General features: G+C 63.1%; 5 protein-coding genes. 4 read left to right on the top strand and 1 reads right to left on the bottom strand.

Translation table 11 applies throughout. The features are described 5' to 3' along the window. Positions 1–61 precede the first annotated feature (61 nt). Positions 62–2,665 (bottom strand): bifunctional aconitate hydratase 2/2-methylisocitrate dehydratase, encoded by a 2,604-nt coding sequence (acnB, locus tag KUV74_RS20300; protein ID WP_108133813.1) that lies wholly within the window; start codon positions 2,663–2,665, stop codon positions 62–64. A 251-nt stretch (positions 2,666–2,916) separates the two neighbouring features. On the opposite strand from acnB, the gene KUV74_RS20295 reads away from it, so the two are divergent. From KUV74_RS20295 to KUV74_RS20280, 4 genes are all read left to right on the top strand, one after another. After that, positions 2,917–3,390: a DUF1289 domain-containing protein gene (locus KUV74_RS20295; protein ID WP_222517224.1), complete on the top strand. Its 474-nt coding sequence runs from the start codon at positions 2,917–2,919 to the stop codon at positions 3,388–3,390. Continuing rightward, entirely contained in the window at positions 3,387–4,019 is a 633-nt protein-coding gene (locus tag KUV74_RS20290) for a tRNA-(ms[2]io[6]A)-hydroxylase (RefSeq protein WP_222517223.1), read from the top strand. Before KUV74_RS20295 ends, KUV74_RS20290 begins: the two co-directional genes overlap by 4 nt. Positions 4,020–4,051: 32 nt before the next feature. Beyond that, complete coding sequence (locus KUV74_RS20285) at positions 4,052–7,963, top strand: AAA family ATPase (RefSeq protein ID WP_222517222.1); 3,912 nt, start codon at positions 4,052–4,054, stop codon at positions 7,961–7,963. 405 nt (positions 7,964–8,368) lie between these two features. Beyond that, positions 8,369–11,366 (top strand): retention module-containing protein (locus KUV74_RS20280; RefSeq protein ID WP_222517221.1); only part of this gene is annotated, 2,998 nt, incomplete at its 3' end.

Genomic DNA, 11,366 nt, shown 5'->3' with positions numbered 1-11,366 from the left:
CTTGTGATTCAAGGCTCGAGTCGGTCTGGCGACAGGCTCGAGCCGTTGACCGTCAGATGATTCAGGCTTCCTGGGCCACCGGAATCACGTTCGAGGCGGCCTTCTGGTACTCCTCGATCTCGTGGAAGTTCATGTAGCGATAGATCTCGCCGGCCATGGCGTCGAACTCGCCCATGTAGCGACGGTACTCATCGACGCTCGGCAGGCGACCTTCCACGGCGGCCACGGCGGCCAGTTCGGCGGAGGCCAGGAAGACGTCGGCGCCATCACCCAGACGGTTGGGGAAGTTGCGGGTGGAGGTGGATACCACCGTGCTCTTGGCGGCGACGCGGGCCTGGTTACCCATGCACAGCGAGCAACCCGGCATTTCCATGCGTGCGCCGGCGCGGCCGTAGATGCCGTAGTAGCCTTCCTCGGTCAGCTGGTGCTGGTCCATCTTGGTCGGCGGGGCGAGCCACAGCTTGGTCTTCAGGCTGCCGGCGGGCTGCTTCTCGAGCAGCTTGCCGGCGGCGCGGAAGTGGCCGATGTTGGTCATGCACGAACCGATGAACACCTCGTCGATGCTCTGACCTGCCACCTCGGACAGCAGACGGGCGTCGTCCGGGTCGTTGGGGGCACACAGCACCGGCTCCTTGAGCTGCTCCAGGTCGATCTCGATGACCTCGGCATACTCGGCGTCGGCGTCGGCGCGCATCAGGCTCGGGTCGGCCAGCCACTCTTCCATGGCCAGGATGCGACGCTCGATGGTGCGCTTGTCACCGTAGCCATTGGCGATCATCCACTTGAGCAGGGTGATGTTCGACTTCAGGTACTCGGAGACAGAGTCTTCGGACAGGGTGATGGTGCAGCCTGCCGCGGAGCGCTCGGCACTGGCATCGGACAGCTCGAAGGCCTGCTCGACGGTAAGATCCTCGAGGCCCTCGATCTCCAGCACGCGACCAGAGAAGGCGTTCTTCTTGCCGGACTTCTCGACGGTCAGAAGCCCCTTCTGGATGGCGTAGTAGGGAATGGCATGGACCAGGTCACGCAGGGTGACACCAGGCTGACGCTTGCCCTTGAAGCGCACCAGGATGGACTCCGGCATGTCCAGCGGCATCACACCGGTGGCAGCGGCGAAGGCCACCAGGCCAGAGCCCGCCGGGAAGGAGATGCCCATCGGGAAACGCGTGTGGGAGTCACCGCCGGTGCCGACGGTGTCCGGCAGCAGCATGCGGTTCAGCCAGGAGTGGATGATGCCGTCGCCCGGGCGCAGCGATACGCCGCCACGGTTCATGATGAAGTCCGGCAGGGTGTGGTGGGTTTCCACGTCCACCGGCTTCGGGTAGGCACTGGTGTGGCAGAACGACTGCATGACCAGATCCGCCTGGAAGCCCAGGCAGGCCAGATCCTTGAGCTCGTCACGGGTCATCGGACCGGTGGTGTCCTGAGAGCCGACGGTGGTCATCTTCGGCTCGCAGTACATGCCGGGACGCACGCCTTCCAGGCCGCAGGCCTTGCCGACCATCTTCTGGGCCAGGGTGAAGCCCTTGCCGGTGTCCTTGGGCTGCTCGGGCAGACGGAAGACGTCGGACTGCTCCAGACCCAGCGCCTTGCGGGCGTTGTCGGTGAGACCGCGACCGATGATCAGCGGGATACGGCCGCCTGCGCGGACCTCGTCGAGGATGACCTGAGTCTTCAGCTCGAAGGTGGAGATCACTTCGTCGGTGTCGTGACGGCAGACCTTGCCTTCATAAGGGTAGACGTCGATGACGTCGCCCATTTCCATCTTCGACACATCCATCTCGACCGGCAGGGCGCCGGCGTCTTCCATGGTGTTGAAGAAGATCGGGGCGATCTTGCCGCCGAAGCAGAAGCCACCGGCGCGCTTGTTGGGCACGTTGGGGATGTCGTCGCCGAAGAACCACAGCACCGAGTTGGTGGCGGACTTGCGCGAGGAACCGGTACCCACCACATCGCCGACGTAGGCCACCGGGAAGCCCTTGGCCTTGACCGCTTCGATTTGCGCCATGGGGCCCTTGGTACCGGGGACTTCGGGCTCGATGCCGTCACGCTCGTTCTTGAGCATGGCGTTGGCATGCAGCGGAATATCCGGACGTGACCAGGCGTCGGGGGCCGGGGAGAGGTCGTCGGTGTTGGTCTCGCCGGGCACCTTGAACACGGTCAGGGTGATCTTGTCGGCCAGTGCCGGCTTGGACAGGAACCATTCGGCGTCGGCCCAGGACTGCATCACGTCCTTGGCCACCTCGTTGCCGGCCTTGGCGCGGTCGGCGACGTCGTGGAAGGCGTCGAACATCAGCAGGGTGTGCTTGAGCTGCTCGCCGGCTTCCTTGGCAAGCTCGGCATCATCGAGCAGTTCGACCAGGGTCGCGATGTTGTAACCACCCTGCATGGTGCCCAGCAGCTTGACGGCATGCACCTTGTCGATGAGCGGAGATTCGGCTTCGCCCTTGGCCAGGGCGGTCAGGAAACCGGCCTTGACGTAGGCGGCCTCGTCCACCCCGGGCGGAACGCGGTTGGTCAGCAGATCGAGGACAGTCTCTTCTTCTCCGGCGGGCGGCGCCTTGAGCAGTTCGACCAGTTCGGCGACCTGTTCGGCGTTCAGCGGCTTGGGGGGAATGCCTTCCTGGGCACGCTCTTCGACATGTTGGCGATAGGCTTCAAGCACGTGGGGGCCCTCATTGGTTTGTGGTGGTCACGCTCGAACGCGTCTCGCTCGAACGTGAGGGACACGCTGTCAACGGTGGCCGGGATTCTAGAATAAACTGTCGACAATGTTAAGAGAGCCCGTCATGACGGGCTTTGAACTTTGGTCGCCGAGGCCGGTTCGTGCCTATTCGACTGGGGTAGGGGTGTGTCCGCTCGAGGCAGGCGTTACCATGTGCCGATTCAATTTTTAGCACGATGAGGTGTCCGACGATGACCCAAGTTGTGGTGTCGCCCTGCGTCGGGCTGTGTTCGACCACGGTGGGCGATAACGTCTGCCGCGGCTGTCAGCGCCATGATCAGGAAATTCTGCGCTGGTTCTCGCTGGATGGCGATGAGCGCGAGAGGCGGATCGGGGAACTGGACGCCCTGCGTATCGAGGTGGCCGCGAATTTCGTCGAGGTGATCGACGAAGACCTGCTGGAGCGCCAGATGCGACGTCATCGCGTGCGTTTTCGTTCGTCCCAGCCGGCGGCGTCACGGGTGATAGAGCTGCTGCGGGTGGGGCGTGATCGTATCGGCGACCTGGCAGCCTACGGTATCGTGCTGCGCCCAGGCGTTCCTGGCCAGCCTCAGCAGTTGTACGCCGCCATCAGCCAGGCCCTTCAGCAGGCCGCCGAAGAACGTCGGACACTTCATCTCGAGTCCGGGCCCGATGGGGCCCAGCAATGGAAACCGCTTTCATGAATGTCACCATCAGCCCCGACCATGACACCTCGCTGCCTGAGGAGCTTCTCGATTTCCTGCCGTGTGCGACGCCGAATGCATGGGTCGAGTGGGCGCTGGAGAATGAAACCCTGTTGTTGATCGATCACGCCCAGTGCGAGAAGAAAGCGGCGTCCACGGCCATGAGTCTGATGTATCGCTACGTGGATCACGTCGACCTGCTGACCAAGATGTCGCAATTGGCCCGTGAAGAACTTCTGCACTTCGAGCAGGTCGTGAAAATCATGCGCGCCAGGGGGATTGAGTACCGCCATCTCAGCGCATCGCGCTATGCTGAAGGACTGAGGGAACTGGTCAGGCGCGATGAGCCGGAGCGTCTGGTGGATGTGCTGATCGTCGGTGCCTTGATCGAGGCGCGCAGTTGTGAACGCTTTGCGCGACTTATTCCACATCTCGACGACGAACTTGCCAAGTTCTACCGAGGTCTGGTTAAGTCGGAAGGACGCCACTTCGAGGACTACATCACACTGGCGAGCCAGCTTTCAGACGCGCCGATAGAAGCGCGCATTGCGGTCTTCAAGGCCCGCGAAGAGCAACTTGTGACGACCCCGGACGTCGCCTTTCGATTTCACAGCGGTGTGCCGGCCTGAGGCCGATAGCACCGCCACGCAGGGACACCATCATGCGGGACGCCCAACACGATGCTTCCCAGATAACGGACCAGGACCACCTGGCACTCTTTGGGCACTTTTCCCTCAACCTGGGAGACGATGTCCTCGTTCAATTCAGCTACGACAAGGTCAAGGCGCTGCTGATCTACCTGCTGCTGCATCAGCAGCCGGTCAACCGCGCGACCCTGGCAGAATTGCTGTGGCCCGACCAGGGGTTGTCCTCCGGTCGCACCAACCTGAGACATGCCCTTCACTGTCTGCGCCAGTCGCTGGGGGATGAGGCCGACAAGGTGTTGACGGTGTCGCGCCAGACCATCGCCTTTCAACTGCCGGCGCAATGGGGGTTCGATGTTCATGACCTGCAGCGGCTGCTGGAGGGTAGTCGTGACATCGACACCCTGGAAGAATTGCTGGGGTTGTATCGAGGCGACCTGGTGGAGGAACTGCAGCTGCCGGCCTGTCCCGACTTCCAGCGTTGGCTGATTCAGGTGCGCAACGAGTGGCGCCAGCGAGTCATTCGCTTCGCTGAAGACGTGCTCGATCAGGAAGGCAGCATCCCCGATGCGCTGTTGCAGGAGCTGGTCAGCCGATTTTCCGGCTACGCCCCCTTTCATGAAAAGCTGGTGCGCCAACTGGCCGAGCAAGGCCAGATGGCGGCGGCGCATGAGCAGTACAACGCCTTCCTGCAGTTGCTGGCGCTGTCCGGGCAACAGCCAGACCCCAGTTTCCTGCAGTTGGCTTGCTATTGGTCCGACGGGCAGCCCGAAAACCCGTCCTTGTCGCCCAAGGGCGCCTTCTCGCGGACCCTGGCGATGGACAGTCCGCCGCTCGGCGAAGAGGAGGTCGAGCACCGGCAGCTGTCGGTCATGGCGATTCGCCTGACACTGGACGGCGACATGGGCAGCCGGGCCGAGACACGGGCCTGTCTGGCATTGCAGATTGAACTGATGCGCTGGCTTGAGAAGCAGTGCCACCATCTGGGTGGCTTCTGGTTGCCCGGTGCCACGGGCGGGCTGGGGCTTGCCTGTTTCGGTACCCATGGGCCGGCGCATCAGCTGGCCGAACTGGTGGCCCTGTACGAACACTGTCGACGTCTGTTGGCGGAAGAGTCGCAGCGACACTGGACCGGTGAAGGGAGCCTGCCCCGCATGACCCTGGCGGCGGGCCTGAACAGCGGCCAGGTGGTCTATCTGCCGTCGCGCCACCTGGTGGATCCGCTGGGTCAGGTGACCCAGCGGGCACTCGACCTGATGAGCGCCGCCGAGGGCAGCGAACTCGTCATTTCTCAGGAGGCCAGCCAGCACATGCCGCCGGCGCTGGACCTGCAACCGAGGTTGTTTTCCCGGTTGGTGGCAAGCGACGGCCGAGTCCGCCTGCGTGCCCTGGTGCTGGGCACCAATGAGGGCGGCCGTGACGCGACGCCACCAAGCCTGGTGGGGCGCGAGAACGCTTTGCGCATGCTGCGCGACGCCCTGGCGCGGGCCGGTATCGGTCTGCGTCAGAGCGTGCTGGTGAAGGGGCCATCGGGGCTTGGCAAGTCGGCACTGCTGGTGGGGTTTCGTCACCTTGAGCAGAGTCGCGACGCCACCATCTGCTGGCAGCCCAACACCCGCATGTCGGTGCAGGAATCCTATGGTGTGGCGCGCCACCTGGTGCGCTGGCATCTGGGGGGCGAGATCGACAGCGAGGGCCTGGCCGCGTTGGTCGAGCGCCTGGGGCTAAGCGAGCTGGATGACGACGATATTCGTTGGCTCGAAGAGGCCATGGGTATTCGCGAACCTCACGAAGTCTCGCTGCTGGCGCAGAGCAGCGAGGCGGTGGAAGCGGTGGTGGCGCTTCTGCATGGGCTGATTCATGAGCTGTCACAGGAACGTCCGCTGGTACTGATGATCGACGACCTGCAGTGGGTCGACGAGCCATCGTTCAAGGTGCTGGCCGGCCTCCAAGCGCGGCTGCCGATCAACTGTCCGCTGTTGTTGATCGCCAGCCATCATGGTCGTGAATCCTTGCCCACCCGACTGCACTGGGATCAGCAGATTGCGCTTGGCAGGCTCGATGCCATGCAGTCATCGCGGCTGTTGACCCAGCTGGCTCGGCGCTATCGGCTGCATCTGTCGCCGCGCCTGCGAGGCCAGATCATCGAGCGCTGCGATGGCGTCCCGCTCTACCTGCAGGAGATCTGTCGTCGTCTCGACATGGACCGGCGGGAAGGGCGTAGCGTCCAGCTCGACGAACTGCCCCACGGCCTGCTTGGCCTGTTGACCAGTCGCATCGATCAACTGGATGGCGATCGCGAAGTGGCGCACATCGCGGCGGTGCTGGGTCGCCACTTCCGCTTCGACTTTCTGGCCGAGTGCAGTGGTTGGGAGCCGGAACGGCTGAGCCGGGCGCTGGAAGAAATGCGTCGACTCGAGATCATCGAGCCGTCCGATGGTGATGTGGGCGCGCGAGAATTTCAGTTCACCCACCAGCTTCTGCATGAGGCAGCCTATCTTTCCTGTCCGCGTGACGTGCGGGTCGACATGCATCGCCGCGTGGTTCAGTTGATCGAAGAACGTTTCCCGGTGTGGATCAGTCGTCATCCCGGTGACTTCGCCATGCACCTGCGGCGCAGCGGTCACTACGCTCGAGGCGCGCGCTACTTCGAGCTTGCCGCCCGGGAGGCGCTCAAGGTCAGTGCCAATCGCACGGCGCTGAAGATGGCCGACGCCGGCCTCGCCAGTCTGCGCCAGGTCGAGCCTCAGGCTGAGCGTGAAATCAGCCTGCTGACGGTGCGTGGTCAGGCCGCTTTCGCTCTGGAGGGGCATGGTTCGCCTACCGCCCACGAGAGCTTCGTCAAGGCACGCGAGCTGCTGGCTGAGTGTACCACCGACCTCGAGGATGAGGACGATCTCGAGCAGGCGTTCCTGGTCAAGTGGGGACTATGGGTTGGCTGCAGTCAGCGCAACGCCCACGCCGACGCCTTTCTGCTGGCCTCGCGGCTGAACGATCTCGCCTTGCGCCTTGAGGACCCGCGCTACCAGCGCCTGGCCGACTACGCCGGGGCAAGCTGTGAGTACTGGGCTGGCAGAATTCGCCAGGCCTATGACCATCTGGAAGAGCTGGATCCGCTGAACAAGCCGATGATGATCGAGTGGTTGCCGTTCTCTGACCACCCGCAGGTGGCGGCTGCCTGCTTCCAGGGATGGGCGCTGTGTCTGCGTGGCGACTACCAGCGGGCGGAACGCCATGTGGAATCGGCCATCCGCCTGGCGGAAGAGATCCATCATCCCGGCAGTCTGGCGATGGCGCTGATGTACGCCTCTGCGTTGTACCGCCAGCTTGGGCATGTCCACGAGGCGGCCAATCGGGCCCAGCGAGCGTATGAGCTCACCGGCAGCTCCGATCTGCACCTATGGCAGGTCGCCTCCCGTGCGGTACTGGGATGGCAGCAGGCGTTGGCGGGGAGTCGTGAAGGCCTGCAGCAGCTTCAGGCGGCCCACGAGGAACTGGCGGAAGTGACCGGCCGGGACCCGAGTCAGCGTCCGAACCTGTGGTACGTGGACGCCTGTCTTGCCATGGGGGAGCTGGAGCAGGCCGAAGACTATCTGGATCAGTGTCTGCTGATGGCCCGAGAGCGCACGACGTTGTTTGTCCCGGAGCTTGCCACCCAGTTGGCGCTGGTACGCCACCGCCTGGGTCGCGACGCCGAAGCGGTACGGACCCTCGCCGAGCAGGCGCGCACCCAGGCGGAGCGGGACGGCAACCTTCATCAATTGCTCGGGGCCCTGGAAGTCTGGCTGACGTGTGTCGATCCCGACGACGATGCGGTTCGAAGCGAGTTTCGCCGCCTGCTGTCCCAGGTCAGCCTGAGCGATGCGCCGGTGTTGATGCGCTGGCGAAGCCTGCTTGATCGTCGGGTATCGCAGACCACCGACGCTTGATGCGCTAGCTACCCATTCACTGACGTCTCAGCGACAGGACGACGCCCGACTGGCTTTGCCAGTCGGGCGTTTCTGTTTGTTTCTCCCAGGCGCCTCGAGCCGTCAGCTCCAGGCGTCCCCAGTCTGTCTGTTCTCGCCGCCAGCGCTCCTGGCAAGGGCCAATTTCGCACCACGCTGTTCCGAAATCAGCATGAAACAGACGAGAAAACGTACAAAAGTGGCAGCAAAAAGCATGGCTTTCTATGGTGACTAGGAAGAAAGCAGTATCTCGGAAGGTGCATTACTTGATCGTAGCGACTATTGGCCATTGGTACAGTGTGTAACGACGTGTAACGTAAGTAGTATTCTTCGTACCAGTTTACTAGCCATTGTCTTACGCCCCGTTACGAAAAACTCGAGGTCCCCGTGCCTGTTACCATCGCTATTGTCAGCTCATTGCAAGGAAACGCCTGGGTCAAACGGCCGAATGGCGACGTCATCGCTCTGGAAGAAGGGGATCGTCTGGAGGTCGGCGATATCGTCATTACGGCGGACGGCACCCTCGTGACGCTGCAGTTTGCGGACGGCAGGCCCGGTGTCACTCTGGTCGATGCGCAGCAGGTTTCGTTGCCCGAGGAGATGGGGCAGGGCGACGCTTCCTCGGTTGAGGTGTTGGATCAGGAGCAGGTCACGGAGCTGTTGCGGCTGCTTGAGTCGGAGGTGCCCGATCTGCTCGAGGCGATAGAGGCGCCTGGCCTGGGGGAAAGTGGCGGTGGCGCGGAAGAGGGCTTCGATTTCGTGCGCCTGTTGCGCATCTCCGAGTCTGTTGATCCCCAGAGCTACTCCTTTGGTGGGGCGGGAGCAGTGGAGTCGCTGGAGCCGGTAGAGAGCGGTGGAACTCCCGTCGCCGACGACGAAGAAGTTTTCCTGGCGGAAGGTGAGCCCGATCTACCGCCGGTCGAAGAGGGAGAGGGCTCCGTTGCGGCCGGAGACAACAGCGTCGTTGAAGGAAGTGGCCAATCTGTCACCGGCAGCGTGACAGTGACGGCTCCTGCCGGTGTGGCGCGTGTTGCTGTCTCGGGCGTCGATGTATCGGGCGCTTCGGCCGCATCGCCGGTTCTGATCGATGGACAGCACGGTACCCTTGCGATCACCGGCTTCGATCCTGATACCGGGACGATCGACTACGTCTATACCGAAGACGGCCAGCCAGCCGACCACTCTGCTGGCGACGACAGCGTGTTTGATCGCTTCGAGGTGGTGGTGACGGACAACCGGGGGGCGCAAGCCAGCGACAGCCTGGACATCAACATCCTCGATACGGTGCCGGTGGCTGAAGATGACGCTGCCCGGGTCGGAGAAGACAGCAGTGCGCCGGTTTCCGGTGACCTGCTGGATAATGATCTCGCCAGGGCCGATGGACTGAGTTTCGAAGGTTTCGACGACACTTCAGCAAAATATGGCACCTTCACCGATCACGGTGATGGCACCTGGAGCTACTCCGTCAATACGGTGAATGCGGCGGTGCAGGCCCTTGATGATGGTGAGCATCTGTTAGAGACCTTCAGCTACACCGTCAAGGACGCCGATGGTGATATCAGCACTGCGACCTTGACCGTGCTGATCGACGGCAGCACGGATGGCGATCCCGATGTGGTGATTCAGGACAGCGATGGTGACGTTACGGCCGGCGACAACAGCGTAGTGGAGGGCAGTGGCGAGACGGTCTCCGGCAAGATGCTGCTGACAGCCAGCGCCGGGATCGGCACTGCGACCATCGCCGGGTCGGATATTACAAAGGCTACCGCCGACAATCCGGTGGTAATAGAAACCGACCAGGGCAAGCTTGAGATCATCGGCTTTGACAATGGTGCCGTTGATTATCGCTATACCGAGAACTCGCAAGGCGCGGATCACAGCGCCGGCGATGACAGTGTTGTCGATCGCTTCGAGGTAGTAGTCACAGACACCGCCGGTGAAAGCCGTTCCGACAGTCTGGACATCAACATCCTCGATACCGAGCCCGAGGCCGTGGCCGACACCACCAGTACCGGCGAAGACACCCCGGTCACCTACAACGTGCTGAATAATGACGACGGCACCAGCGACACCCAGGGTGCCGATGGTGCCTCCCTGACCACCGCCACTCTGCGCAATCCGAGCCAGGGCAGCGTGAGCTTTACCAGCGATGGCAATGTCACCTTCACCCCGGCGGCGGGCTTCGAAGGTAAGGCGGTGATCGACTACACCCTCACCGATGGCGACGGTGATACCGCGTCCTCGACGCTGACCGTGACGGTGGCGGCCGACTCCACACCGACCATCGACCCGAGCGGCCCGGACGGCGATCCGACGACCGCCGATGGCGCCTACAGCGTGCAGGAAGCAGGACTGGATGGCGGTGCAGGTCAGTCCCCGGGCAGTAACGCCGCCAGCAACAGCGAGACCACCGACGGCCAGTTCAAGAGCAGCACCGGCAACGATGACCTGGTGCGCTACGAGGTGAAGAACAGCGACGGCGACTGGGTCCCGATCAATACCGATGGCACCACGGTCACCGGCGATTACGGCAGCCTGACGGTGAACACCGACGGCAACTGGTCGTACACCCTGACAAGCAGCGCGAGTCAGGACGACAAGGACAAAACGGGTCTGGACGATAGCCTGGCCGAGACCTTCGGTGTGCGGGTGGTGGACAGCGATGGCGATACCTCCGCCCCGGCCGACCTCACTATCGCCATCGGTGACGATGGCCCGAGTGCGGTGGCCGACACTACCAGCACCGGCGAAGACACCCCGGTCAGCTACAACGTGCTGAATAATGACGACGGCACCAGCGACACCCAGGGTGCCGATGGTGCCTCCCTGACCACCGCCACTCTGCGCAATCCGAGCCAGGGCAGCGTGAGCTTTACCAGCGATGGCAATGTCACCTTCACCCCGGCGGCGGGCTTCGAAGGTAAGGCGGTCATCGACTACACCCTCACCGATGGCGACGGTGATACCGCGTCCTCGACCCTGACCGTGACGGTGGCGGCGGACTCCACACCGACCATCGACCCGAGTGGCCCGGACGGCGATCCGGCGACCGCCGATGGCGCCTACAGCGTGAAGGAAGCAGGGCTTGATGGCGGTGCAGGTCAGTCCCCGGGCAGTAACGCCGCCAGCAACAGCGAGACCACCGACGGCCAGTTCAAGAGTAGCACCGGCAACGATGACCTGGTGCGCTACGAGGTGAAGGACAAGGACGGCGACTGGGTCCCGATCACCGCCGATGGCACCACGGTCAGCGGTGATTACGGCACCCTGACGGTGAACACCGACGGCAGCTGGTCGTACACCCTGACAAGCAGCGCGAGTCAGGACGACAAGGACAAAACGGGTCTGGACGATAGCGTGCCGGAGACCTTCGGTGTGCGGGTGG

Origin of the sequence: Halomonas sp. DP1Y21-3 (assembly GCF_019801245.1) — a bacterium.
GTDB classification, from domain to species: Bacteria; Pseudomonadota; Gammaproteobacteria; order Pseudomonadales; family Halomonadaceae; genus Halomonas; species Halomonas litopenaei.
Note: the sequence above shows the minus strand (reverse complement) of the source record. Positions and strands in the feature narration are given on the sequence as shown.

Excerpts from the sequence above, each read along its gene's own strand:
- KUV74_RS20285 (WP_222517222.1), top strand. The coding sequence starts at position 4,052 with ATGCGGGACGCCCAACACGATGCTTCCCAGATAACGGACCAGGACCAC.
- KUV74_RS20295 (WP_222517224.1), top strand. The coding sequence starts at position 2,917 with ATGACCCAAGTTGTGGTGTCGCCCTGCGTCGGGCTGTGTTCGACCACG.
- KUV74_RS20290 (WP_222517223.1), top strand. The coding sequence starts at position 3,387 with ATGAATGTCACCATCAGCCCCGACCATGACACCTCGCTGCCTGAGGAG.